This is a genomic window from Ketobacter sp. (genome assembly GCF_003671495.1).
GTDB lineage: Bacteria > Pseudomonadota > Gammaproteobacteria > Pseudomonadales > Ketobacteraceae > Ketobacter.
This window is the reverse complement of sequence record NZ_RCHN01000020.1, coordinates 164,236-190,054: the sequence shown is the minus strand read 5'-3', so window position 1 is coordinate 190,054 and position 25,819 is coordinate 164,236. Positions and strand designations below refer to the sequence as shown.

17 protein-coding genes and 1 tRNA gene are annotated in these 25,819 nt (G+C 57.2%); 11 read left to right on the top strand and 7 right to left on the bottom strand.

The genetic code is table 11. The features are described from left to right. The first annotated feature begins 15 nt into the window (after nucleotides 1–15). Both D9N14_RS10565 and queF read left to right on the top strand, forming a co-directional pair. Nucleotides 16–789 (top strand): ABC transporter permease, encoded by a 774-nt coding sequence (locus D9N14_RS10565; RefSeq protein WP_290579360.1) that lies wholly within the window; start codon nucleotides 16–18, stop codon nucleotides 787–789. Further along, a complete protein-coding gene (gene queF / locus D9N14_RS10560) occupies nucleotides 789–1,607 on the top strand; it encodes an NADPH-dependent 7-cyano-7-deazaguanine reductase QueF (RefSeq protein ID WP_290579358.1) in 819 nt (272 codons plus the stop codon). Before D9N14_RS10565 ends, queF begins: the two co-directional genes overlap by 1 nt. Before the next feature lie 26 nt (nucleotides 1,608–1,633). Here queF and D9N14_RS10555 read toward each other — a convergent pair whose 3' ends face one another. The 3 genes from D9N14_RS10555 to D9N14_RS10545 all read right to left on the bottom strand — a co-directional run bounded on the left by D9N14_RS10555 (nucleotide 1,634) and on the right by D9N14_RS10545 (nucleotide 5,409). Beyond that, nucleotides 1,634–3,130: an AbgT family transporter gene (locus D9N14_RS10555; RefSeq protein WP_290579356.1), complete on the bottom strand. Its 1,497-nt coding sequence runs from the start codon at nucleotides 3,128–3,130 to the stop codon at nucleotides 1,634–1,636. A 1-nt stretch (nucleotide 3,131) separates the two neighbouring features. Then, nucleotides 3,132–4,532 carry an adenylate/guanylate cyclase domain-containing protein gene (locus D9N14_RS10550; protein WP_290579354.1) on the bottom strand — a complete coding sequence of 467 codons (1,401 nt, stop codon included), beginning with the start codon at nucleotides 4,530–4,532 and terminating at the stop codon, nucleotides 3,132–3,134. Nucleotides 4,533–4,689: 157 nt separating this feature from the next. After that, nucleotides 4,690–5,409, bottom strand: a complete 720-nt coding sequence (locus D9N14_RS10545) for an endonuclease V (protein WP_290579352.1) — start codon at nucleotides 5,407–5,409, stop codon at nucleotides 4,690–4,692. 246 nt (nucleotides 5,410–5,655) lie between these two features. On the opposite strand from D9N14_RS10545, the gene D9N14_RS10540 reads away from it, so the two are divergent. Continuing rightward, nucleotides 5,656–6,207 carry a nitroreductase gene (locus tag D9N14_RS10540; protein WP_290579350.1) on the top strand — a complete coding sequence of 184 codons (552 nt, stop codon included), beginning with the start codon at nucleotides 5,656–5,658 and terminating at the stop codon, nucleotides 6,205–6,207. 101 nt (nucleotides 6,208–6,308) lie between these two features. Further along, nucleotides 6,309–6,399, top strand: a tRNA-Ser gene (locus tag D9N14_RS10535). A gap of 59 nt (nucleotides 6,400–6,458) precedes the next feature. Here the strand turns inward: D9N14_RS10535 and D9N14_RS10530 are convergent. Further along, a complete protein-coding gene (locus D9N14_RS10530; protein WP_290579348.1) occupies nucleotides 6,459–6,971 on the bottom strand; it encodes a hypothetical protein in 513 nt (170 codons plus the stop codon). Between the two features lie 51 nt (nucleotides 6,972–7,022). Continuing rightward, complete coding sequence (locus D9N14_RS10525) at nucleotides 7,023–7,487, bottom strand: hypothetical protein (RefSeq protein ID WP_290579346.1); 465 nt, start codon at nucleotides 7,485–7,487, stop codon at nucleotides 7,023–7,025. A 234-nt stretch (nucleotides 7,488–7,721) separates the two neighbouring features. Here D9N14_RS10525 and D9N14_RS10520 point away from each other — a divergent pair, with 234 nt between their 5' ends. From D9N14_RS10520 to D9N14_RS10495, 6 genes are all read left to right on the top strand, one after another. Next, nucleotides 7,722–8,492 carry a glutathione S-transferase N-terminal domain-containing protein gene (locus tag D9N14_RS10520; RefSeq protein WP_290579344.1) on the top strand — a complete coding sequence of 257 codons (771 nt, stop codon included), beginning with the start codon at nucleotides 7,722–7,724 and terminating at the stop codon, nucleotides 8,490–8,492. 136 nt (nucleotides 8,493–8,628) lie between these two features. Further along, nucleotides 8,629–10,086 (top strand): Wadjet anti-phage system protein JetA family protein, encoded by a 1,458-nt coding sequence (locus tag D9N14_RS10515; RefSeq protein ID WP_290579342.1) that lies wholly within the window; start codon nucleotides 8,629–8,631, stop codon nucleotides 10,084–10,086. Beyond that, the gene (locus D9N14_RS10510; protein WP_290579340.1) at nucleotides 10,083–10,796 is read left to right on the top strand and encodes a DUF4194 domain-containing protein; all 714 of its coding nucleotides are present in this window, start codon (nucleotides 10,083–10,085) and stop codon (nucleotides 10,794–10,796) included. The genes D9N14_RS10515 and D9N14_RS10510 overlap by 4 nt, the downstream gene beginning before the upstream one ends. Nucleotides 10,797–10,799: 3 nt before the next feature. After that, entirely contained in the window at nucleotides 10,800–14,435 is a 3,636-nt protein-coding gene (locus tag D9N14_RS10505) for an ATP-binding protein (RefSeq protein WP_290579338.1), read from the top strand. A 3-nt stretch (nucleotides 14,436–14,438) separates the two neighbouring features. Further along, on the top strand, nucleotides 14,439–15,284 hold the full coding sequence (locus D9N14_RS10500; protein WP_290579336.1) for an RluA family pseudouridine synthase: 846 nt from the start codon (nucleotides 14,439–14,441) through the stop codon (nucleotides 15,282–15,284). A gap of 193 nt (nucleotides 15,285–15,477) precedes the next feature. After that, nucleotides 15,478–15,690, top strand: coding sequence for a cold-shock protein (locus D9N14_RS10495; protein ID WP_290579335.1), 213 nt, complete (start codon nucleotides 15,478–15,480; stop codon nucleotides 15,688–15,690). 49 nt (nucleotides 15,691–15,739) lie between these two features. Here the strand turns inward: D9N14_RS10495 and D9N14_RS10490 are convergent, their stop codons facing one another. Further along, nucleotides 15,740–16,564, bottom strand: coding sequence for a mechanosensitive ion channel family protein (locus D9N14_RS10490; RefSeq protein WP_290579334.1), 825 nt, complete (start codon nucleotides 16,562–16,564; stop codon nucleotides 15,740–15,742). A gap of 64 nt (nucleotides 16,565–16,628) precedes the next feature. Continuing rightward, nucleotides 16,629–17,666: an SDR family oxidoreductase gene (locus D9N14_RS10485; protein WP_290579333.1), complete on the bottom strand. Its 1,038-nt coding sequence runs from the start codon at nucleotides 17,664–17,666 to the stop codon at nucleotides 16,629–16,631. Between the two features lie 552 nt (nucleotides 17,667–18,218). Between D9N14_RS10485 and D9N14_RS10480 the strand changes: the two genes are divergently transcribed. After that, nucleotides 18,219–25,808, top strand: a complete 7,590-nt coding sequence (locus tag D9N14_RS10480) for an Ig-like domain-containing protein (protein WP_290579332.1) — start codon at nucleotides 18,219–18,221, stop codon at nucleotides 25,806–25,808. Nucleotides 25,809–25,819: the final 11 nt, after the last annotated feature.

The window sequence follows — 25,819 nt, the reverse complement described above, 5'->3', positions numbered from 1 at the left end:
AAGAGAATCCCTGACATGAATTGGCAACAACAGTTCAATGCCTTCAGCACCATCGTGCGCAAGGAAATCCGGCGCTTTATGCGCATCTGGGTGCAGACGCTGATCCCACCGGCCATCACCATTGCCCTGTATTTTGTGATCTTTGGTGAATTGATTGGCCGCCGTATCGGTCACATTGGTGAATATTCCTATATGGAGTACATCGTGCCGGGGTTGATCATGATGTCGGTGATCACCAATTCCTATTCCAATGTGGTGTCGTCGTTTTTCAGCACCAAATTCCAACGCAGTATTGAAGAAATGCTGGTGTCGCCCATGCCCAATTACGTGGTGATCGGTGGCTTTGTGCTGGGTGGTGTGGCCCGTGGTATTGCGGTGGGCGCCATCGTTACCCTGTTGTCCCTGTTTTTTGCCCACCTGAGTGTGGACAATATCTGGATCACCATAAGCATGGTGGTGCTGACGGCCACGCTGTTCTCGCTGGGGGGCTTCATCAATGCGGTGTATGCAGGGTCTTTCGATGACATTTCCATTGTTCCCACCTTTGTACTGACGCCATTAACCTATCTGGGGGGCGTGTTTTATTCCATTACCATGCTGCCGGACTTCTGGCAGGGGGTATCGCAGATTAATCCCATCGTCTACATGGTAAATGGGTTCCGCTATGGCATTCTCGGTATTTCCGACATCAACATCGGCGTGGCCTATGGCATGGTGATCACGTTTATTGTGCTGTTGTACGCGTGGGCGCACTGGCTATTGAAATACGGCGTGGGGATTCGCAGCTGATGAGTGAACAGACGCATGGCCCATTGGGGCAAACCAGCTCCTATCCGGATCAATACGACCCCGGTCAACTGTATCCGATTCCGCGGGAGTCCGGTCGGGTGGAGATCGGTGTGTCGGCACCGTTGCCGTTTTACGGCGAGGACATCTGGAATGCCTATGAGGTTTCCTGGCTGAACGGCAAGGGCAAGCCGGTGGTGGCCATGATGGAGCTGCGGGTGCCGGCCACCTCACCAAATATTGTGGAATCCAAATCCCTGAAATTGTATTTGGGCTCTTTCAATCAGTGGGCGGTGGATTCCACGGAGCAGCTGCAGCAGACCATTACGCGGGATCTTGCCGCCACGGTTGGGGCTGAGGTGGGCGTGCGTTTGTTGCCGTTGCAGCAACAGGGCCCGTTTGCGGTGCAGATGCTGCCGGGCCGTTGCCTGGATGAACTGGATGTGGAGGCCCACCAGTTTGAGGTGGATGCCAGCCTGCTGCGGGTGAAAGCGGGCCATACCAGTGATGTGTTGCACAGTCACCTGTTGCGCTCCTGTTGCCCGGTGACCGGACAGCCGGACTGGGGCAGTGTGTTGATTGAATACGAGGGGCCGCAAATTTGCGAGGAAGGTCTGCTGCAATATCTGATATCGTTTCGCAACAATCAGGAATTTCATGAGCAGTGCGTGGAGCGGATTTTTACCGACATCAGCCGCCGTTGTGCACCGCAACGGTTGGCGGTGTATGCCCGTTACACCCGGCGCGGCGGAATTGATATCAATCCCTATCGATCCAGTCAGCCAGGGGTGCCGTCAAACCTGCGTCTGGTGCGCCAATAGGGCACCAGGTGACGCGTGAGTCCACCTCATCCGGCTGCAGGGCCCAGGGGAATACCAAACCCCACCCATAACGCGAACACCAGGCTCCAGCCAAGCAGAAAAGCCATGGAGTAGGGGAGCATGAGCGACATGATGGTGCCCACCCCCAGATCCTTCTGATAGCGTTGCATGAACGCCACCACCACGCCGAAATAGGGCATCAGGGGGGTGATGATGTTGGTACTGCTGTCCCCCACCCGATAGGCGGCCTGTACGCTTTCCGGCGCAATGCCCAGGAGCAGGAACATGGGTATGAAGACCGGTGCCAGCAGCGACCACTTGGCCGAGGCGCTGCCCACCAGCAGGTTGATGAACGCCGCCATCAGGATGAATATCGAAAGCAGGAACACCGGCGGCAGCGACAGGGCATGCAGCCAATTGGCGCCTTTGATTGCCAGCACCATACCCATATTGGACCACCCGAAGTAATTCACAAACTGGGCGGCAAAAAACATCAACACCAGGTAACTGGCCATGGTGGCCAGCGTATCCTCCATATCCTGAATGACGCTGCCTTTGTTGCGGTAGCGCCGCACTGAGCGTCCATAGACCACTCCGCAGAGCGCAGCCACCAGCGAGATCACCGTGACAATGCCTTTCATCAGCGGCGATTGACTGATGGAACCCTCTGCACTGCGCAACAGACCTTGCTCCGGGGCCAGACCCAAAGCAATCAACACCAGGCAGGCCAACAACACCAGGCCCGCGTTACGCAAACCCTGCGCCTGGGCGCTGCTGGCTTCCGTTGTAGGGGGGGCGGCTGGCGCTGCCTGCCAGGCCGGCAGTGCCGGCAGGGTGACTTTCTCGGTAATCAGGGTGCCCAGGGCCGTAATCAAGAACGTGGAGGCGACGATGAAGTAGTAGTTGCCCAGCATGCTCACCTGCCGCTCGGGCTCGATGAGCTGGGCGGCTTCGGTGGAAATACCGGCCAGCACGGCGTCGATGGGGCCGATCAGCAGGTTGGCACTGTAGCCGCCGGAAACCCCGGCAAAGGCGGCGGCCATTCCGGCCAGGGGGTGCTTGCCTGCGCTGGCAAAGACGATACCGGCCAGCGGGATCAGTACCACATAGCCGGCATCGGCCGCCAGGCTGCTCATGACCCCGGCGAACACCACGATGGCAGACAGCGCCCGCCCACCGGCTTTGGCCACCATGCGGTTCAACAGGGCCCCCAGCAAACCGGATTTTTCGGCGATGCCCAGGCCGAGCATGGCAATCAGTACCGTGCCCACCGGCGCAAACTGGGTGAAATTGGTTACTGTGTGGGTGAGTATCCGATGCAGGCCTTCCTGGCTCAGCAGATTGGTCACAGTGACGGTGCTGCCATTGACCGGATGCACCGCGCTGCTGCCCAGGAGCGATAACAGCCAGGACAACACCAGCACCAGCAGGCAGAACCAGATAAACAGGGTGGTGGGGTGGGGCAGCCGGTTACCCAGGGTTTCAACGTAACTGAGAAACGTGAGTACCGGCCGGCTTTTCATATCAGACGATCAACTTGTCCCGTATGCGCTTGGCGGCTTCCTCCAGCGCTTCCACGACGGTGTCCTTGTCGTAATTGCGGATCTTGTCGATGTCCACGAACAGGGTGAAGCCGTCTTTCTCACACTCCAGGAAGCTCTGGGTGGCCCCCAGTTCCTTGCGGTGGTCCACGATTTCATAAATGGCCACGGTTTTGCTGAAACCCTTGACGTTGATCTGGCCGCGGTCCCGACACATGATCACATCCCGCACCAGGTTGTAAGTGGATTCCGCAATCAGGATCTCGCCAGGCTGGGCGACGGACTCCAGGCGACTGGCCAGGTTCACTTCACGGCCGATGATGGTGTAATCCATGCGGGTTTCGGCGCCGAAGTTACCCACGGTACAGTACCCGGTGTTGATGCCCATACGCACCTGCAGTGGTTTGCTGATGCCTTCCTTGCGCCATTGCTGTCGCAACAGTTTCATCTTTTTACGCATTTCCAGGGCCATGGACACACAGGCGATGGCGTCCTGCTTTTGCCCGCGGGAAGTGGGATCACCGAAGAAAATCAGGATGGCGTCGCCCACGAACTTATCAATGGTGCCACCGTATTTGAGCGCAATGCGCGACATCTCGGTGAAGTAGCTGTTCAGCAGGTCGGTGAGGGCCTCGGGCTGCAGCTCCTCGGAGATCTCGGCAAAACCCTTGATGTCGGAAAAGAACACGGTGAGCTTTTTACGCTGGGTTTCCAGTTTGACATCGGTCTGGCCGGAGAAGATGGAGCCCCACACCTGGGGTGGCAGGTACTTGGACAGCTTGCGCGACAGGTTGGCGGATTCCTTCTGGCGCCGCTTCAGCTCATCCTGAATGGAAATCAGGGTGCGGGCCTGCTTGAAAGAGAAATAGCCCAGCGCCGTGGCGTACACCGTCAGGCTCAACAGCCCCACTGTGAGGGTGGCCACATTGGGCGGCTGCAGGGAAAACTCATTGAGTTTAAACAGGGCAATCCCGATGATCGCCCCCAACAAAATGGCGAGCCCACTCATGATCCAGCCGAAAACACCGCCAATGGTGATGGTGCCGGCGCTGACGATAAAAAACAGGAACAGGGAAAGGGCAGGGTCAAACTGAAACAGCGCAATACCGCCCCCGGCGATGGCCGCGTCCAGCATGATCAGGCTGGCGTTGGCGCGGGCCGGTTGGGTTCGTTGCCAGCCGGAGGTGGTGAAATGACTCAGCCAGGGATAGACGAAGGACACCACCGGTGCCCACCAGAGCTGCTTGGTCAGATCGTTGGCCAGAATGGCGGTGACCAGGGTGAGGGTCACCAGCAGATAAGCAAAAATACGGATATAAGACGGTGACAGGTCTTTATTAATCAGTGTCTCAGGTGTTATGTCGAGTGCAAACTTGCTAGGCATCCATCTCTATCCACGCCGAATAAAGCACCTTTGGGGATCCAAATATTAAGTATTTCAAGGGCTTTGATAACGAAATTCAAGTTGTTTTGTCAGTTTAGTGGGAAGTTTAAGCGGTTGGCAACCTGCGAACAACTTCCTTTTTGTTGTAAAGAGTCAATCACCGACCAGCGGCTGACTTGACCAGCCGTAATTGCACCGGCGTCTCACTAGTATGGCCTGCTTCGGGGTAAATCGCCTGTAAATATTCACGGATTGAGGTGGTTTCCGGTATGTATTCCAGAATACGGGCGACGGCCTCTTCCATACTGACCCGATGGGCGGGGGAGACCAGGATGGGGTCCACGCCTTCCAGCACCCGCAGCACAGCAGCGACTTGTCCACCTTCGGACACGCGGAGAAAGCTGCCCCGTTCTGCGCTCAAGGTTCCACTGATGTGTTTGGGGCGCACCGAGCGGATGCCAATGGTGGGAACACTGGTGACCAGGCCTACGTGGGAGGCTACCCCGAAACGATCCTCTCCGGTGATGCCGCGGCCATCGCAGATGAACACATCCGGCACCCGTTTCAGTTTATTGAGGGCCGCCACTACGGCAGGCATGGTGCGAAAGGAATAAAGCCCGGCGTGCAGTGGAAACGCCGTGGCCTTGATCGCCACCTTGCGTTCCAAAAGGCGCTGGGTGGCTGCTTCCACCACCGTGATGCAAGCCTGCACGGTAGTGGATTCGTCACTCTCCGCGCTGGAGAGCAATGAGATCCGCCCTACCAGACGGGGACTGGGGCACTGACCTTCGGTGATGATCCAGGCACGCAGGTTCTTCTGAATCGCCAGTGCGTTCTCCAGGGATACGTTCCAGGAATGCAGGTTATGGGTCTTCATACCTGAGGCCCTACTCCGATTGGGTTGTCCTTAAGTATTAGCAGGATTTTGTGAACGCTATGAGAACTGGCTCAAAGTTTCAGGGATTGGTGGTCAAAAAGTGCCCAGGGGCGGCTTGCCACCGAATTCCTGTCAGGACATGAAGCACGGCGTGAAGCAGGGCTCCAGATACGCTATGATGCTGCCTTGGTCTGACCCCGGTTTCAGGTCAATATCTATTCAGTTTTCCTCATCTTAAGGCGAACTATGAGCAACATAATCAACAGCATGCTGGAGCGGGTATCCAACCCCAAGCTGGCCCAACCCTGCCCGGATCGCGCCCAACTGGAGCAGATGTTCAAATGCGCCGTTCGGGCACCGGACCATGGCCGCCTGCGCCCCTGGCGGTTTATTGTGCTGCAGGGGGAAGCCCTGGTGCAGCTGGGGCACGCGTTTGAGGCCTCGCAGCCGGAGGCGGATGAGGCCAAGCGGCTGCGGCTGCGTTCCATGCCGCTGCGGGCGCCCATGATCATCGTCAGTATCGCCACCCTGGACTGGGAGCATAAGAAAGTACCCGTTTGGGAACAGCAGGTTGCGGTGGGGATTGCCACCCAGCACCTGCAATTGGCGGCCAAGGAGTTGGGCTTTGGCACCATGTGGCGCACCGGTGAGATGACGGAAACGGAGAGTGTACGGGCCCATTTGGGGCTGGCGGACAACGAGCAGATTATCGGGTTTCTCTATACCGGCACGGTTGAGGGGGAGCCCCGGGCGGCGGACCTGCAGCCCCTTGACGAAATTGTCGAATATCGCGGCTGACCGCGAATAGCCGTTGATCTTTCCTGCCAAAACCAGTATCTTACGCGCCTCTTGTGAGGGCGAGTCTGCGTGTTAGGACGAGTCTGCGCTAACGAGAGTCTGGTCAGGTGTCCGAGCGGTTGAAGGAGCACGCCTGGAAAGCGTGTATACGTTTATAGCGTATCGAGGGTTCGAATCCCTCCCTGACCGCCAGATTCCCACTTCCCCCCGTAGTACCCGTCAAAGAAAGAACCCGTTAAAGATAGCACCCGCTACAGATCATCCAGCTCCGCTTTCACTTCCCCTTGCATCTGCACCGAGAAAATCTCCAGGCCGAAAATGCCCACTTTGAAGCTGTAGCCGAACGGCAGTTTCAGCCGCGCGGGCTTCAGCGAAAACTGCAGGTTGATGGGGGCCAGCTCCTTCACCCGCAGATCGTTAAGGCCGGCATCAAGCAGGATTTTGGGCAAGCTTTTGATGCCGGCGCTGATGTTGATGTCGGGCAGTTTCTCCAAGGCGAACGATGCCCCCAGTTTGGCTTTGATTTCCGGCAGCTCGGTCACCGCCGCATTCAGATTGATCGGTGCCAGCTTGTCGACGCTGGCGGACACATGGGTGTTGATGTTGGGAATGGAATCGATACTGAACTTGGAATTGGTGTTGATGGTGGGGAAATTGTCGAGACGGATATTGGAAAGGGTGTAATTCAGGTCGTTGATGGACGGCGGTGTCGGTGGTGTGTCGCCGCTGAGCAGGTTCTCGAAAATTTCAAACAGATTTGCCATGTGGGGCTCCCCAGTGCAGTGGCCTCATCCTCACAATAAACCCGGGTGGGATCAGGCCAGTTCATTTGCCGGTTCATGGTCGATCATCATATCACGAACAATCTGCAGGCGTTGGGCGCGGGAGACATGGATCTCGTCGAACAGGAACAGGTGCAGCATGCGCTGGACTTTGCGGGTGTTTTCGCCGGTGAGCCGTTCCCGGTACAGGCGGCGGTCCCAGGCGGCGCGGTCAATATAGACGATCTGGAACGCCATGGACTGGTTGCGGTATTGAAAGCCGTAGTGACGTTTCTTCTCGTTTTTGTCCACTTCCAGCAGGACGTGCAGTTTGCTGATGATGTCGTTGGCGTGGCACTTGCTGTTGTCGAGCCACGATTGGGCATCATCAGAAATCAGCACCTGCTCCATGTCCAGGTGTTTGGCCAGTGCCTTGAGGAAGGCGATGTCGTGGCGACGGGTGAGGCGATGCGCCAGACGATAGTCAATGATGGAAGCCGTATCCGTAGTATTGGTCATGGTGCCCCCCGCAGTTTGCTGATTTCAGGTCAGTCTTCTCAACAGTAGCGCGATGGCTGCGGGCCTGTCTGTTACGTTTTGTTAAAGTTGTATATAAAATAGCCTGACATTTTCCCGGGGCTGGTGAATGTGACCCGGTCCCAAATATTGAAGGCCCGTTTGAATAGCTGCATACTGCGCCGGCATACACTCCATTTACCGCTGCAATGAACATGCATGAAGAAAGGAAAGCCTATGTCGTTTGATCTACAAAGAGCCAGAGCTGTTGGGTCTTCCGTGCTTGCCTCCACCCTGCGGGGCTGGCGGGGCAGCAGTGCCAGCCGCTCCGTGCAGCCACCGGCGCAACTGTTGGAATTGTTTGATCGTGAAGGCTGCGCCCATTGCCGTTTTGTGCGGGAGGCCTTGACCGAGTTGAATCTGGATGTGCGCATCGTGCCCATCCCCTTGGGGGGCACCCGTTTTCGCACCCGCCTGATGGAAATCAGCGGTTCGGATCAGGTGCCCTATCTGGTGGACCCCAACACCGGCACCCAGATCAAGGGCAGCGATGCCATCGTCCAGTATCTGTTCGAACAATACGGGAATCGACCGGTGCCGGCCCAGCTGAAGGCCACCGGCGCCAATGTGGTCAAATCCAAGTTGGCCACGGTGGTGCGGGGCTCCCTGGGGCTGGAGGTGCGGCCTTCCAAAGCGGTGGATCAGGACATGACCCTGTACAGCTTTGAATCCAGCCCATATTCGCGTCTGGTGCGGGAGCGGTTGTGTGAGCTGGAGATCCCCTACACGCTGGTGAACATCGGCAAGCAGCAGCGGGCCGATGTGGGTCCGGCCACCTTCCGCCTGCACCTGGGGGAGTACAAGCCGCTGCCGAACACCAAGCGTTCGTCCATGCTGGCGGAGGTGGGAAATGTTCAGGTGCCTTACCTGATCGACCCCAACCGGGATACCAGAATGTTCGAATCGGCGGACATACTCCAGTACCTTAACCAGAATTACGCGCTGTAGCGGTTCAATATGCACGGGTTGCCCTGGTAGTTGCGCTGTATAGCGTAATAAAGATTGGCGCTTGGCGGCATTCCACCTATCATAAACACCTTATGATAAGAGCGATGCCGTTAGCGCCAACCTATGTTGCACACCTATGTTTTTTAGTGAAGACCGCAGCCAGTTTTTCCGACCCCTCACCAGTAAATACCGCGAACAGATCCTGGAATGCCTACGCCTGCTTTATGAGCGCCTGTACAGTGCCCGCGCTGACTATGGAGAATCCCTGCAGCGGGATCAGGTGATCGAGATTTTCGAAGAGGCACTGGCCCGGGCCCCGCAATTGGACAGTGGTGAGTACGGTAACGAAACCCGCTTTAAATCCGAACGCGAGCAGGCCTCGTGGATTCTGAATCAGTTGCTGGAATCCGGCTGGATGGAGAAGCAGGTGGATCAAGCCACCCTGCAAAGCACCTTTCCCTTCACCCGGGTGGGGCGCATGATCACGCAAAGCCTGTCGGAAATGGGCACGGCATCGGTGCGCACCCGGCACCGTAATACCCGCAATACATTGAATGCGCTGGAAGCGTTTCTCAGTCGTGGCGAAGTGCATGACTTGATGGATGCCTACGAGTATTCCGAACGCATCATCAGTGATTTCAGCGATGTGATTGCCGAGCTGGAAGAGCGTAAGCGGGAGCTGGTACGCCAGGTGGAAACCCAACTGCTGGTGCAGCAGGCCACGGACCATTTCTTTGAGTTCATGGAAAAGCGTTTTCAGCCGGATGTGTCCATTCGCTTGTCGGCGGACAGTGTTGAGAAGCACCGGGATGCGATTCAGGCAGTGATTGACAAGATCCGCCGCAAGCGCAAGGAATTCAAACGGGAAGCAGAACTGAAACTGCGGGAGTTGGCGCCGGAGCTGATTCAACCCGGCCAGTCCGTACTCTACTTTGTGTTGGATGCCATTGAGATTCGTATGCGCAATGCAGCGGAATTGATGTTGCCGGCGTTGCGGCGGGCCTTGCAGAGTTTTACCAAACGGGCCGACATCATCATCCGACAGCTCTCGTACCTCACCAGCCAACGCAACAACAGCGTGGTGGATGTGTGTCGAGAGCTGGCCCAACTGGAACGGTCACAACAGGATCAGCTGCTGGCCGGCGCCGGTGACGCCCTGGCGGGCCTGCACCTGCAATGGCTGGACCCGGATCAGGTGAGGCTGCAGCAGAAGCGGCGGGAGCAGGTGCTCTACACCCGCATTGATGAGGCCGGTGAGGTGGAAGACGATGCCCTGCGGGACGTGGCCCTGCAGCAGCAACTGGATCAGGCCTTTATTACGCACCACGAAGGCCTGCACGATTATCTGATTACCGCCATGGCCGGTGGCAACCGGGTCAGTACCCGGGATCTGCCGTTGCGCAGCGCGCGGGATGTGCTGGCCATGTCCCATGCCATCGAAACGGCCTCCTATCAGGCGGTGGACAGCGACTATCAATTTGTGGTGACACCCACCGGTGAAACCGCCGCCAACGACTACTTTGCCTGTTTCGATGTGTTCGAGATTGAACTGATCAAGAAAGCCAAACCGGAAACCGATACCGACGACTTATGAAATTGACTGAGCAATTGCAGCAGACCCTGAACGCCAAGCGCTTCACTCTGGATGAATTCAGTGAGCTATTGATTCGTTTGCTGGATTACGGCGTATTAAGCCGGGATGAAAGCCAGGTGGAAACCCTGTTGTACGATCGTTACGTTCAGCTGGAACCCCTGGTGCTGGATTACCTGAGCCCGTTACAAGTGCGCATTCAGCACGACACCCGGTTCGGCTTTGTGCGGGTGTTTCCGCCGGGTGCCCGGGTGCCGGGATTGCCGGACGATGATAACCAGGCGTTCGCCGGTGGTTTCCGAGCCGGCCTCACCCAGCAGGAGGTTGCTGTGGTGCTGGTGTTGCGGGCGGAATACGACAAGGCGCTGCGGGAAGGGCAGGTGGATGATCAGGGCTGTGTGCTGCTGTCGTTGGAAGCCCTGGGCATTGCGCTGCGGAATCTGCTGAACCGCAGCCTGCCGGAAAAAAAGACCGAGCGGGCCCAGTTGTTCCGTCGTCTGCGGCAGTTGCGGCTGATCCATTTTATTGCCAATGCTGAGGAAAATGTGGATGACGCCTGGCTCAAGATTCGTCCTTCCATCACCAGCTATGTGAGTGAGGCAGTGCTGGACCAGATTCGCGGTGAGCTGCCTGCCACCGAGCAGGACGCCGCCGATGATTCTGAAGGCCCGTTGGCCTCCACCCTGTTTACCCGTTCCGAAGAGGCTGAATAAATCATGTATCTGAAGAAAATGATTTACGTGAACTGGGGCAATATTCCACAGACAGAAGTGGAGTTCGGCCGGGTGAATCTGTTCTCCGGTGGCAACGGCTCGGGCAAAACCACGGCGGCAGACGGCATCCAGACCCTGATGACGGCGGCCCATGAAAATCTCTTCAACTATAACCCCGGCCAGGATGAAACCACTCAGCGAGGGCGGGGTGGTAAACAGGTGCGTACCCTGGCGTCCTATGTGCTGGGCTGTGATGACGGCAGTTACGCACGGCCGCAACAGACGGATGCCTACCTGGTGGGGGTGTTCACGCCCAGCGCCGGTGAGCAGGGCGAAGCGTTCAGCGTAGTGTTGGGGGCCCGTGCCCACCTGGACAGTGCCGGCCAGCAACGGCAGGCCCGCCAGGATCAGCTGATCTTTCTGTGTGTGCCCGGCCAGGCCCTGTATCTGGACCAGTTCGTGCGTCAATACCAGGATGGCAAGCATGTGGTGCCGTTGACGGATGTGGTGGATCTGTTGTGCCGGGAATACGGCAAGTCCGCTGTGGAAGTGTACGACAAGAAGGGCGCCTATCTGCGTCGTTTGTATGGATTGTTGCGCGGCCGCAAGGATGCGGTGTCAGACCGCGAAGCCAAACACGCAGCGCGCACCTTCGCCAACTTTATGGCCTACAAGCCGGTGAAAAGCATCAATGAGTTTGTGGCCGATGAAATCCTCGAAAAAAAGGATCTGGGGGAAGCCATTCGCACGGTCTCCGACCTGATGAAAACCATTCACGGTATGGAAGAGGAATCCCGCTCCATCATCCAATCCCTGGAGATACTGGAACGGTCCGCTCAGGCCTGTAAAACCTATACCGGCCATTGGGTGCAGCGGCAGGTACTGGATTACCAGGAGGCCCAGCGCGCACTGCAGGTGAAGCAGCGAGCCTATGTGAATTGCCGACAAAAGCAAAGTGCCTTGCAGGGGGAGATCAAGGAGCGGGATAACCGGCTGGATGTGAACAAGGCCCGTCGTCTGGAAACCCACGACCAGATTGTGTCCCTGGAAGCACAGCGCCGGGGTGTGTCTGTGCTCAATGAGAAAGATGAGCTGGCGCGCCAGGTGGAGCAGATGCAGCAGGAGCTGGCCCACAAAGCCCAACCGTTGCTGGCCCAGGATCATCAGATTCACGACAACATCAAACTGGCCAATGCCCTGCAGACCCTGCTCAGCCAGCACAGCTGGGGTGCGGAGCTGCCCGCCCTGGAAGCCAGGCCACTGAAGGAAAAATTACGCAAGGTGATTCAATCCGGCCATGGCGCCAAGGTGGATCTGGCCAATCTGTTCGGTAAGGATTGGGTGGACCTGGCGCCGCTGGAAGCGTCTTTGGATCAGGCCATTGAGGTAGAGAAGATCCACAATCAATTATGCAGTGAACTGCAAGGCTCTCTGGACGACAGCAAGCCTTCGCTGCGGGATCTGGTGGCCCAGTTGCGGGCAGACACCGAGCGGGCATTGCAAAACCGGCAAAAGCAGTTGCAGCAGAAGGAGCGGGAAATCGCCCAACTGGAAACCCGGCAGGTGAGCTATCCGCCTCAGGTGGAAGTGGCGCTGGCGGCGATCCGGGAACAGTGCCCTCAGGCAGAACCGCGGGTGCTGTGCGACTACGTGGAGGTGGAGGACCCGCAGTGGCAGATGGCCATCGAAGGTTATCTGGGGGGCGCCCGCTTTGGCATTGTGGTGCATCCGGAATATGAAGCCCAGGCCATTTCCATTGTGCGCAACCTGCCCGGTCGCCGCAGTGCGGCCCGGGTCGTGCAGGGCGGGCGCGCGGAAAAAGACGCCCAACGCCTCAGCAATCCCCGCGATTCCATCATTGATATCCTGTCCTTCCAACACAAGACGGTGGAGTTTTACCTCAAGGCAAGTTACGGCAATGTGGTGCGGGTGGACGATGCCCAGGCGCTGCGTGAGGTGGCTCGGGGCATCACCCGGGAAGGGTTGGCCGCCGGTAATTACAGCCTGTGGCGTTGCGATATCCCCGACAGCGAGCTGGTGTTCGGCCAGTACGCCCGGGATCGCGCGTTGGCCGCAAAACAGCAGGAATACCAGGATCTGTTGATTCAAGCCCAGACCGCGCAGGGCAACCTGGAAGCCATGCAGCGTTTGTTCAAGGCCATCGAGGGTATCAAACGCATTGATTACGCCACGTTGATGCAGGGCATCCTGGCACTGCACCGCAGGCTGCGTCAAACCGAAAAGACCCTGAATGAACTGGATACCGGCGAATTTCAGGTGCTGGATCAGGAGCTGTCGCTGCTGCGGGACAAGTACTCCCAGCTGGAAGCCGACCTGAAACAACTGGAAAACGAGAAAGGCCGCCTGGCCCAGGAGTATGACGCTGAAGTGGCCCTGGGCCGAAAGCTGGCGGATGAACAGGATAAACTGATCGAGCACGCGGAAGCGCGGGAGATGGCCGTGCGCGGCATCACCCGCATCCATCCCCAGTTTGATGTGGAAGCGACCTTGCAACAGGCAGACGCTACGCTGGTGGTGAATGAGCAGGGTTTCTACCAGGATGAACTGCAGCAACTGGATCGTCAGCTCACCGCCACCGCCAGTGAGCTTTATGAAGCCCTGCTGCGCCACAACCAATATTGCAATCCCGCGGACGTCATCGTTTATGATCCGCAGGTGGAGACTCTGCATCAGGCGGTGTTCTTCAAGCGCATTAATGAAGTGGCCCAGGAAGTGGACAACATCGCCAACCGTCTCAAGAACAATGTGTTGGTGGAAAAGTACGGGCAGTTGGCCAAGCTCAAGGATCGTTTCAATGAAACCTTCGTCAGTCATCTCTGCCACAGTATCTACCAGGCCATCAATGAAGGGGAGCGGGCGCTCACGGATCTGAACCGGGAGCTGGAACATCACCGCTTCGGCACCGACCGAGAACGCTATTACTTTGCCTGGCGTTGGGTGCCGGAATTCAAGGAGTACTGGCGTTTCTTCAAGGAAGTGTCCCAGTTACCCAACATCGGTGACGGCTCCAGTCTGTTCGACATGAACCTGCCGAAAGCGCTGTTGGCAGTGCGTGACAAACTGGTGGCCATGCTGCTGGATGAGGATGAACAGAAGGCCATGCGGGAGCTACAACGAATTGCGGACTACCGAAACTATCGCAGCTACGACATCTTCAAAGAACCGGAAGGCAAACAGCCTATTGCCTTGAGTCAATACGGCACCGGGTCCGGTGGGCAGTTGGAAACGCCGGCCTATATCATTCGCTCCGCTGCCGTCACCTCCGCATTCCGTTTCAACGAGGGCAATACCCATCTGCGTATGGTGCTGGTGGATGAAGCCTTTTCCAAAATGGATGAAACCCGTTCCCGCGAAGTCATACACTATCTGACCGATGCCTTGGGGTTGCAATTGGTGTTCATCATGCCCACCAGTAAATCCGGGCCGTTTATGGATGTCATCAGTCACCAGGCCGTGTTCACCAAGTGCCCCGCCAACCGCAAAGTGGGTGAGCTGAACACGCGGGTGCTGGTGGATCGTAAGCGCTGTAATCAGGATAAAATTGCGGAGTTGTGGGAGCAGTCCCGCCAGAATATTCGTGACCAGGTGACCCTGGATTTTATGGAAGGCATCAGTTGAACCATGGCGCAACCCGCTAGCGACAGGATCGTGAAACAGAGCTTCCAGCTGACCGAGCCCGTGGACAATGCCTGCGATTGGCTGGCGCAACACAGCGCTTTGCCCAAAGCGCGTATCAAACTGGCCATGACCCAGGGCGCGGTGCAGGTGAAGAAACCTCAGAGCAAGTGGCAGCGGCAGCGACGGGCCAGTGCGCGCTTGCCGGCGGGCACGTCGATTCGACTTTTTTATAATCCACAACTGCTTGCCATCAAACCGGCGCCGTTGGAATTGATCAGTGATCAGCGTCGCTACAGTGTTTGGTTCAAGCCGCCAGGTATCATGAGCCAGGGCAATGAGTGGGGCGATCACTGCAGTGTGTTGCGCCTGGTGGAGTTGCATTTTAATAATCAACGCCCGGTATTTTTGATTCATCGTCTGGATCAGGATGCCTGCGGTTTGATACTGGTGGCCCACGATAAAAAAATGGCGGCGCAGTTAAGTGAGCGGTTTGCCGGCCGGGAAATTGAAAAACAGTATCGGGTGCGGGTAGAGGGGCAATGGAATCCTGAGGTGAAACGCATCGAGATTCCGCTGGATGATAAATTAGCGATCACGAATATTTTGGCCGTGGAGCAAAGTGAAGATTCCGCACTGCTGATTCTGAATATTGAAACCGGGCGCAAGCATCAGATCCGTCGGCACCTGTCGCAAATGGGGCATGCGGTGCGTGGTGATGCGCAATATGGGGTCAAAAATTCACAGACATTGCATCTGACTGCAACAAAACTGTCGTATCAATGCCCTGTTGAAGGGCGATTCACCACCTTTGAACTGACACCTGAGCAGATACGTCGACACTGGCAGTAAATGTCGTTGACGGGCAAGGGCTTAGAGTTATAATCGAAATCAAGCGCTTTTTTGCTCTGATGTTTTTGCTTAGTTTTACGATCAGCAATGGCCGATCAGTAGAGGCGGTTAAGTGGGATATTCTGGTAACTGGGTGCTTGCGAATTGTACTTCGGTACGTGAAAAGAAAGTCTGAAAAAGTTAGGTATTTGGTATGTCAACACCCTCTCTTGGCAAAGTGAAATGGTTCAATGAATCTAAAGGTTTTGGTTTCATTGAGCAGGATAACGGTCCCGATGTTTTTGTTCATTTCAGCGCTATTACTGGCTCTGGATTCCGAACACTGGCAGAAGGTCAACGGGTTCAATTCAGCGTAGCACAAGGTCAGAAAGGCCCACAGGCAGAAAACGTCCAGGTGGTCGAATAATAAAAAAGGGGGTGAAGCCAAAACTTCACCCCCTTTTTTATTTCTATATTTAGTCTTCTTTTTCTTTGTGCACGTGCACATCCATCTGCGGGAATGGGATACCCACGCCGGCCTCGTCGAATGCGTACTTCACTTTCTCATTGGTGTCCCACAGCACGCCCCAGTAGTCAGCGGAATTAACCCAGGGTCGTACCACAAAGTTTACGGATGAATCCGCCAACTCGGATACGGCAATCACCGGAGCCGGGTCTTTCAAAACGCGGCTGTCGCTGTTGATGATTTCGGTGAGGATGTTCTTGGCCTGACGGATGTCGGCGTCGTAGGCAATTCCGAACACCATATCAACACGGCGGGTATCGCGGGCTGAGAAGTTGGTGATGGTGCCACCATAGACCTGGCCATTGGGCACGATCACTTCTTTGTTGTCCGGAGTTTTCATGATGGTGGTGAAAATACCAATGTGCTCAACCACACCGGTAACGCCACCGGCATCCACGAAATCGCCGTTCTTAAAGGGGCGGAACACAATCAGCATGACGCCGGAGGCGAAGTTCTGCAGGGAGTCTTTCAATGCCAGACCGACGGCGATACCGGCAGCACCCAACAAGGCAACCAGTGAGGTGGTATCTACACCCAGTTGCTCCAACGCGGCGATGATGACAAACAGCATCAATACCCAGCGCAGAATGGAGGCGACGAAATTCACCAGCAGGGCATCCATGCCGCCACGTTCCATTGCGTGTCGGGCAACTTTGACGATGATGTTGGCTATAATTCGACCAATAAAGAAGACAAGAATTGCCATTCCTATACTGATCGCCCACTCGAGCAGGAGCTCCTGAGAAAAGTCTTTCGGGATGAGATCTTCGAACATTAAATTGCCCTCCTATTGGTGTAAGAGGGCAATATTACAAATGCGCGGTTATAAATCTACCACATTAACCGAATTTAACGCTGGCCTTCATGGGCACAGCATCATTCTGGCGGGCGAGGAACTCGGGGCTCTGGAACCAGGCTATGGAATCCCGCAGGGAGATACGTACGTCGCGGGGATTGTATCCCAATTCCTTACGCGCTTTGCTGCAGTCCATATAGGCGTACTGTGAGGTGTATTTTACTTCTTTCGGATTGAGCAACGGCTTGGAGTGGGTAATGTTTTCGGCAATAAATTGTGCCAGTTGCGCACCGCCTTCCACCAACAAACCTGGCAGCGGAATCACGCGATCGGATTTGCCCAGGATCTCGGCGCACATTTTACTGAACTCCTCACCGCTCACGTTCTCGTTACCCAGAATGTAGATTTCCCCCTGGCGTCCTTTTTCTGCAGCCAGAATATGACCTGCGGCCACATCCCGCACATCCACCAGATTGAAACCACCCGGGAAGGAGAAACGGGCTCCACCATCAATCATCTGCAGAATGATACCGCCGGTGGGAGTCGGCGCCACGTCACCGGGACCAAATGGAAAAGCCGGGTTTACCACCGTCAGGTTCAGACCCTGCTCGGCAAAGTCCAGGGCTTCCTGTTGGCTCAGGTATTTACTCAGGATGTAGGGCAGGCCGTCGTATTGGTTAAAGGGCGTGGTTTCGTTGGAAGAGGCTTTGCCCGGTAACAGGCCGATGGCAGAAAGGGAGCTGGTGTAGACCACTTTCTTAACGTTGTCGGCGTTTTTGCAGGCCCAGAGGATGTTGCGGCTGCCCTGGATGTTCACTTCCCACAGGGGTTTCCAATCCGGCATCCAGGTGGCGTACACCGCCGCCAGGTGAAACACTGTATCCACATCCTGCACGATCTCGCGCACGAAGCCCTTGTCCAGCATGTCGCCACGGACGATTTCGGGGTTCAGGTGTTCAATGTTATCGGTGCGCTCGTTAGGCAAGGCGGTGGCCCGGACCTGGACCCCCATGGTGGTGAGTTGGTCCACTACGTGAGAGCCGATAAAACCGGCGGCGCCGGTGACCAGTGCTTTTTTCATGATCCTGTTATCCCTGTTCGAGTCCAAAAAACATGTTAGCTCAGTTAGTTATGGTGGCATTCTGCAGCAGCTCGACCTGAGCATAATCGGGCGCAATGGTGAGCCATCATTGCGTAACTCACCCCCTTTGTGAATGGCAAAAACTATTAGGACTTGATCAAAACGCTCGCGCTGATCGGCGCCGGGGTCAACCACCCGCTAATGGCCGGATTCCAGGACTGTTGGGGTTTTGTAACCGCAGGGGCGCAGTGCTTTACATTGGGTTGTTGTGGAAAATCAGCCGGTTAGTGTCGCCTCATTGTATTTGGTGGCAGTGGGGGCACACCCCCGGGATCGACTGCGATAACACCTTTGGCGCTAACCGTATGAATAGGTTGAGGAATTCAGCCCTGCCGCCGGTTTTGCCCCAAAATTGTGCCGGCTACAAAAATACGCATATAAAACAGCCTGATTCGCAGCGGAAATGACCACCTCAACTATATTGAAATGAAGTGAAAGCCCCGTATTTCGTGGCTTATCAGGCAATAAGCAGTTTGGAGGAAGGTGTCCCAATTGAGTGCGATCCGATGGTGGCTAATATTCGGTTGCATGTTGCTGGTTGCCGCCTGTGGCGGTGGTGGAGGCGGTTCGGGCGGTGGCAGCGGGTCGGACCAGACCCAAAGCAGTGGCTCAGGCAATGGTGAATCCGGCAGCTCAGGGGAAGCCGGTGGCTCCGGCGCGGACGGCGCATCCGGCAGTGACTCCGGTGGAAGCTCCGCTGGTGGCTCCGATCGGGCTGGCAACTCCAACAGCGGCTCCGGCGGCGCCAATTCCCGCTTCCAGGCACCCAGAGTGATTTCACTGTGGTCCGACGGTGTGGCGTTCGGTGAAGGCCGCATCATTGATGACACCATCTCGTTCTCCGGTACAGCGGAGCCCAACCACATTATCGAATTTTGGCTGAACGGCGTCATGAACGGGTCCACGGTGGTGGATCGCCAGGGGCAGTGGAGCCTGGATTATACGTTGATCAGCCTGGCCCCCGGTCCATACAGTGTGGATCTGGTCTCCATCTCCCCAAGCGGTGTGCGGGTGGAGTCGGCGCAATCGTTCCTGTTTCGTTACGATCCCACCGCGCCCATCGCGCCCATCATCAGCGCCGTGACCGGCGATTCCTATATTCTGGGTGACGGCTACACGTCGGATGGAACCTTGGTGGTGAACGGTACCGCGGAGCCCGGAATCACGGTCACGCTGTATCAGGATGGGGTGGCCATCGGTTCCAGCCTGGTGGATGACGCTGGCAACTGGGTGGTGGACCATTCGGCCACGGACTTACCTGACGGCAGCTACATGCTAACCGCCGATGGCGCGTTCCTGGATTTACAGAGTGCGATCTCGCCCCAGTTCCCGGTGACCGTGGATCGTGTGGCGCCAACCGCACCAGCCACGTTGCAACTGTCGGACGACACCGGAATCAGCGCCCTGGATGGGATTACCAGCGACGTGGATCTGGTGTTGAGTGGCACCACAGAGCCCAATGCACAGGTTCGGGTTCGTCTTGGGCCGCAATTGATCGGCAATGTGCAGGCGGATGCCGGTGGTAACTGGACGCTGGATTACACCACCAGCCCATTCAGCGACGGCAATTATGAATTCGCGTTAATGGCCACCGACAGAGCCGGAAACCAGTCCCCCTGGTCGCCGGCGTTTCCCCTGGTGATTGACACACTGGTCCCCAATCCGGTAGCCAGTATTGCGCTGTTGCCGGACACGGGCATCCTGGGTGACGGCATTACCTCCACCGGCGCCATCCAATTGGCCGGTACGGCCGACCCCGGCGATTGGGTAGAGGTGTTCGTCGATGGAGTTGCAGCGGGTCTGGCGCCGGTGGATGTGGACGGCAACTGGCTGCTGGATTTGACCGCTACGCCGTTGTTGAATGGCAGCTATGCCATTACCACCCAGGTGGTGGACACTGCAGGCAATCGATCAAGCCTGTCGTCGGCACTGGACATCGTGATCAACACTATCCTGCCCAATGTTCCGGCTATCACAGGCATCACTTCTGACAGCGGCGTTGCAGGGGATTACATCACCTCGGATACCACCTTGCTGTTGCAGGGCAGCGCAGATATCGGCGCAGTGGTCCATGTGCTGGTGGACGGCGTGGAGCAGGGCACCGCCAATGCAGGATTGCTCGGCAATTGGAGTTTCGACCTGGGTACCTTGGCGGATGGTCTCTATGTGGTTACCACGTTCTCCCACAACATTGCCGGCTCCCAGTCGGGTATGTCCGCACCGCGCAGTATCACTGTAGACACCTTGGCACCGGCGCTGCCGGCTTTATCAAATGTGGCGGACGACAGCAATCTGAGCGATGGCATTACCAACGACACCACGTTGATATTCAGCGGCAACGCAGAGCCCAATAGCACGGTGGACATGTGGGTGGATGGTGTGGCCCGCGGCACTGTGAGTGCAGACGGCAGCGGCGCCTGGCAGTTTGACTTGAGCGCAACGCCGTTCTCTGATGGCAACTATACCCTGAGCTGGCAGGCAGCGGATGCGGCCGGCAATGTTTCCGCCTTTTCATCCCCTTATGCATTGCGGGTGGATACGGCAGCGCCAGCGGCACCGCTGGTGCTGGGCTTCAGTGACGACACCGGCAGCAGCGGTGATTTGATTACTGCCGATACGACCTTGCTGATCAGCGGCAGCGCCGAAGCGGGTGCCACGGTGGAAGTGTTCGTGGATGGCATCAGTCGCGGCACCACCAGCGCCGATGTCACCGGAGTGTGGAGTTACGATTTGTCCGGATCACCGTTGGCGGACGGCAGCTACAGTATTACAGCAGAAGCGGTGGACGTGGCCGGCAACCGGTCTGTCACGTCCGCAGCGTTTTCATTGACGGTGGATTCCACCGCGCCCCCTGCACCGGTCGTCAGTGCCATCAGTACAGATACCGCGGTTCAGGATGGTGTCACCAGTGATGCAACCCTGGTGTTCTCCGGCAGCGCAGAAGTGGATGCCGCGGTGACGGTTTATCTGGATGGCAGCAGTATCGGCAGTGCAGTGGCCTCCGGTGGGGTGTGGAGCTTTGATTACAGCGGCACGGCGTTGGCGGATGGCAGTTACAGTGTGACGGCCACGGCCACCGATGTGGCGGGCAATGTGTCTGCAGCGTCTGCTGCCTTTGCGCTGGTGGTGGATACTGCGTTGCCGGCGGCACCGTTTGTGCTGGCCATCAGTGATGACACCGGCACAGCGGGGGATGCGATAACGGCAGACACCACATTGATCATCAACGGCAGCAGTGAAGCCGATGCAACGGTTGATGTGTATCTGGACGCTGTGCTGATCGGGGTTACCACAGCAGACGCCGGCGGCAACTGGGCGTTCGATTACAGTGCCACTGTCCTGGCCAACGGTACCTATACGGCGACAGCGGTGGCGACGGATCTGGCGGGCAATGTGTCTGCCATCAGCGCCGGCTTCAGCATCGAAGTGGATGCCGCTCCGCCCGCTGCCCCGGTGATTACCGGTATCAGCGACGATACCGCAACCGCGGGGGATGGCATCACCAACGACAGCACGCTCCTGGTCTATGGCACGGCTGAAGCAGGCGCAACCGTTACGGTCTATCAGGACGGCGTCGTCGTCGGTTCCACTGCGGCAGACGGCAGCGGTAACTGGAGCTTTGATCACTCGGCCACAAGCCTGGCCGGCGGCAGCTACAGTTTTACCGCAGTAGCAACGGATGCGGCGGGCAACGATTCAGTGGCTTCAAGTGCATATGCAGTCACTGTAGACTCGGCTCAGCCGCTGGCGCCGGTGATTGCAACCATCAGTAATGATACCGGGGCCACAGACGGCATCACCAACGATACCGGATTGGTATTCTCTGGCACCGGCGAGGCCGGCAGTACGCTGGACCTGATGCTGGATGGTGCAAGCATCGCCAATTCTGGAGTGGATGGCAGCGGCAACTGGAGCGTCGATTACAGTGTCACCATCCTGAGTGAAGGCAGTTACGTTCTGACGGCCACCCAAACCGACACGGCGGGGAATACTTCCCCCGTCAGCACCGCGTTTCCAGTGGTGATTGATGTCAGCGGACCGCAGATTTCCACCTTGTCCCCAGCGGACGGTGCGGTGAATGTAGGCCTGAATGACAATCTGGTATTGAACTTTGATGAGAATGTCTACGCCGACAGTGGCAACCTCGTGATCCATAATGCCGGTGATGATTCAGTGTTTGAAACCATTCCGTTGGGGGATGCCCGCATCACCGGTGCCGGCACCGCCACCATCACCGTCGATCCGGCTGGCACCTTGTTTGGGGGCAGCGGCTACTATGTGCTGATCGACAACGGTGCCTGGCGTGATGTCGCCACCAATGATTTCGCCGGAGTTGCCGCCACCAGTGACTGGAACTTCTCAACCGGTGCGATCACCTTGACCGGCTCCACACCGGCCGATGAAGACAGTGCCGTGTTGCTGAATGCGACCATTACGTTGAATTTCAGTGAAGTGGTGTACGTCAACAGCGGCAACATCGTGATCCACAAAACCAGCGATGGCAGTGTCTGGGATACCATCGATGTTACCTCCGGCCAGGTGTCCGGTAGCGGCAGTAACACCATTGTGGTCACGCAAACCGATGTGCTGGAGCCGAACACCGGCTATTACATCAATATCGATGCGGGTGCTTTGGAGAATGGCAACGGCGTTGGCTTTGCCGGCATTTCCAATAATTCCGATTTGAACTTCACCAGTCTAAATGCCTCCATTCCGACCATCACCAATGTCACGTCCAGCACCGCCGACGGTACCTATGGTGTGGGTGCTGCCATCAACGTATCGGTGCAATTCAGCGAAGCGGTGAACGTGACGTTGGATACACCGCAGTTGGAACTGGATATGGAAGGGGTGGATCGACGGGTGGATCTGGCCTCCGGTTCTGGCACAGCGACCCTCTCGTTCGATTATTCAGTGGTGTTGGGGGATGGCGCCCTCGACCTGGATTATACCAACGCCACAGCGCTGTTGCTTAATGGTGCCCGTATCCGCAGTGTTCAATATGCCAATGCGGATCTGACCTTGCCGGACCCGGCGGCGGCCGGTTCCCTGTCGTTCAATAAAGACATCGACATTGAAGCGCAGTCACTGGATGTGACCAGCATGACATCGGCGGATGGCTTCCAGGTGCAGGGCAGTGTCAGCGGTGAGCACATTGGTTGGGCGGTGAGTACCGTCGGCGACATCAATGGTGATGGCTTTGAAGACTTTGTCACCGGCGCGCCGGACAGTTCCGGATCATCCGGTTTGGCCTACGTGGTGTACGGTCAGGCGGGGGCCACCCGCAGCAACCTGAATTCCGCCTCCATCACCAACGGCATCAACGGTTTTCGCATCGTGGGAATCGGAGCCGTGGATAAAATGGGCGGAGCCGTGGGCGGCGCCGGCGACATCAATGACGACGGCTATGATGACCTGTATGTGATTGCGCCCCTTGATGATGATTACGCGGCAGACGGCGGAATTTTGTATGTGGTGTATGGTGGGGCCTCTAATGGCGACGTCAATGTGTCCAGCTTCAGCTCAGCGGTGGGCTTTCGGGTGACCACTGCTGAGGCCAATGCCCGCATCGGGGATTCCTTCACCGATTTCAATGGTAACGGCCAGGCGCTGGACGCCGGTGGTGACTTCAACGGTGACGGTATTGATGATTTGGTCGTGGGCATGCGTTACAGCGATGAGGACGGTGCTGACAGCGGTAAAGCCTACGTGATTTTCGGGCAGGCGGGGGCGACCCGAGCGGATGTGGACCTGGACATGATCAACCCCACCGGGCCCGACGGCATGAAAATCATGGGCGCCGGTGCCGGCTGGCAATTGGGGCAGGCGGCGCGTTTTGTGGGTGACTATGATGCGGATGGCTATGACGATGTGGTGGTGAGCGCCATCTTCTCGGATGCCCTGGGTTCCCAGGCGGGACAGTCCTTTCTGATTTTTGGTTCCCCGGGGCCGGTGTTCAATGCCATTGATGTGTCCACCCTGAGCGGTGGCAGCGGCTTTAAAATCCAGTCCAGTGTGGCCGGTGGCATTCTGGGTCACTCCGTGGCCGGCGGTGATTTCAACGGTGACGGCATCAGCGATCTGGTGGTGTCTTCCAATGGCAAAGACGGTAGCGGCCGGTCCGCAAACGGGGTGGCCTACGTACTCTATGGTAACGACAGCGGCAGTTATTCCAATATTGATGTGGACAGCATTCTGAGCAGCGAAGGGTTTGCGCTGTTCGGTGAGGCTGACGCCGATCAAATGGGTCACAGCCTGGCCAGTGCCGGGGATTTCAATGCCGATGGTGTGGATGACCTGTTGCTGGGGGCGTACCTCAATGCCAGTGGCGGAGCCAGCGCCGGCGCCGGTTACATGGTGATGGGAAAAGACGGTAGCAACCGTTCCGACGTTGACCTGGCGGGCATGACCAACGTCGACGGGTTTAAGGTGATAGGTGACAACACCGATGATCGATTGGGTCAGAGCACGGGCCAGGCGGATGTCAACGGCGACGGTTACACGGATTTGATTATCGGAGCCCCGCTGGGGGATAACGCAAGCCTCAACGCCGGTGAAACCGTGGTGATATGGGGCCGGGATTTCAGCCAGTCGGTTCAGGCCGGGTTGGTGGGGGACGCCAATGCCAACAACCTGGTGGGTACCAGTGGCAACGACACTCTGGTGAGCGGAGGTGGTGCCGACGCGATATCCGCCGGTGCCGGTGATGACATCATTCAGTTGGTGGATACGGACTTCTACAATATCGAAGGCGGCTTGGGCTCTGACACGATCCAGTTCACCACCGGCTTGAATAACCTGGATTTGACCAGCTTCGGACCGGAGGTGATCAACGGCATCGAAGTGATTGATCTGGGCGACAACGGCAATACCTTGACCTTGAGCCAGAAATCCCTCCTGGCACTGTCTCGCGAAAGCCGGGTGTTGTATGTGAAAGGCGGCAGCAGCGACGCAGTGAGTTCCAGCGCCGGCGACGGTTGGTGTTATACCGGCACGCGTTCGGTAAGCGGCACCACATACCATGTCTATCTGGATGAAGGTGCGGTGTTGTACGTGCAAACCGGTATTGATGTGAGTGCGGTGCCCAGTTTCAACAACACCCAACAGTACAGCTTCAACACCACGTCCGGCGGTGCCAATGTCAGTGGCAGCGTGAGGGACTTTCCGGTGCTGATCCGGATTTCCAACGGCATCGCCGCGACGCTGCAGGGCAGTCGCGCGGACCTGCGCTTTACCGACCGCGACCAGCTGAGCTGGCTGCCCTATGAACTTGAAATCGGGCCCTCGGGGCAGCTGAATGCCTGGGTTCTGGTGCCACAGGTGGATGGCAACAGCAACGCCGATTACATCGTGATGCATTACAATGACGTGCAAAATGGAGCGGTACCGGATCGACAAAATCCCACCAAAGTCTGGAAAGACTATGGCGCCGTCTGGCATTTCGATGAGGGGACGTCCGGCACCGCCTACGATTCCACCGCGTATCAGAACAACGCGCTGCAAACCAACGGCAATGTCGGGGATAACTCTGATCGCTTGATTGGCTACGGGCGGAATTTTTCTGGCAACGAGGTCCTGCAAGCGCCTTATGACCTGTCCTTCAATGCGAACAACCGGGCGTACACCATCGAGTCCTGGGTGCGGGAACCGGGGCTGTTTTTCTTTGGCTCCAAAGCGCGGCGGGAGATCCTGTCCCGGGGCACCGGTGGCAGCTACTGGAACATGACCAGTACCGCGGTCATTTTCTCCCTGGAATATTCCCCCCGCTTTGAGATTGGCAACGGCTCAGGTTCTTCCAACGTCAGCTTTGACGGCGGTGGCGTGTGGTTCACTTCCGAACAGTGGGTGCATCAGGTCATGGTGGTGGACCCCTCAGCCGGGGTGCGGATTTATACCAACGGCAGCCTGCAGGGTTCCACCGGTTACCGTAATATGGAAAACGGGCAAGCCTTCAAAATGGGCAGTTCGGATGCTGACTTCCAGTTGGATGAGGTGCGTTACGGCCGGTTTGCGGCAGACGCCAATCGCATACGGCTCAGCTACCAGAACCAGCGTTCCAGTGGCCACCTGGTTTCACCTTGATCCTGGCTTGC

Bases quoted from the DNA above. Each gene is read 5' to 3' on its own strand.
- D9N14_RS10565 (WP_290579360.1), top strand. From the start codon at position 16: ATGAATTGGCAACAACAGTTCAATGCCTTCAGCACCATCGTGCGCAAG.
- queF (WP_290579358.1), top strand. From the start codon at position 789: ATGAGTGAACAGACGCATGGCCCATTGGGGCAAACCAGCTCCTATCCG.
- D9N14_RS10555 (WP_290579356.1), bottom strand. From the start codon at position 3,130: ATGAAAAGCCGGCCGGTACTCACGTTTCTCAGTTACGTTGAAACCCTG.
- D9N14_RS10550 (WP_290579354.1), bottom strand. From the start codon at position 4,532: ATGCCTAGCAAGTTTGCACTCGACATAACACCTGAGACACTGATTAAT.
- D9N14_RS10545 (WP_290579352.1), bottom strand. From the start codon at position 5,409: ATGAAGACCCATAACCTGCATTCCTGGAACGTATCCCTGGAGAACGCA.
- D9N14_RS10540 (WP_290579350.1), top strand. From the start codon at position 5,656: ATGAGCAACATAATCAACAGCATGCTGGAGCGGGTATCCAACCCCAAG.
- D9N14_RS10530 (WP_290579348.1), bottom strand. From the start codon at position 6,971: ATGGCAAATCTGTTTGAAATTTTCGAGAACCTGCTCAGCGGCGACACA.
- D9N14_RS10525 (WP_290579346.1), bottom strand. From the start codon at position 7,487: ATGACCAATACTACGGATACGGCTTCCATCATTGACTATCGTCTGGCG.
- D9N14_RS10520 (WP_290579344.1), top strand. From the start codon at position 7,722: ATGTCGTTTGATCTACAAAGAGCCAGAGCTGTTGGGTCTTCCGTGCTT.
- D9N14_RS10515 (WP_290579342.1), top strand. From the start codon at position 8,629: ATGTTTTTTAGTGAAGACCGCAGCCAGTTTTTCCGACCCCTCACCAGT.
- D9N14_RS10510 (WP_290579340.1), top strand. From the start codon at position 10,083: ATGAAATTGACTGAGCAATTGCAGCAGACCCTGAACGCCAAGCGCTTC.
- D9N14_RS10505 (WP_290579338.1), top strand. From the start codon at position 10,800: ATGTATCTGAAGAAAATGATTTACGTGAACTGGGGCAATATTCCACAG.
- D9N14_RS10500 (WP_290579336.1), top strand. From the start codon at position 14,439: ATGGCGCAACCCGCTAGCGACAGGATCGTGAAACAGAGCTTCCAGCTG.
- D9N14_RS10495 (WP_290579335.1), top strand. From the start codon at position 15,478: ATGTCAACACCCTCTCTTGGCAAAGTGAAATGGTTCAATGAATCTAAA.
- D9N14_RS10490 (WP_290579334.1), bottom strand. From the start codon at position 16,564: ATGTTCGAAGATCTCATCCCGAAAGACTTTTCTCAGGAGCTCCTGCTC.
- D9N14_RS10485 (WP_290579333.1), bottom strand. From the start codon at position 17,666: ATGAAAAAAGCACTGGTCACCGGCGCCGCCGGTTTTATCGGCTCTCAC.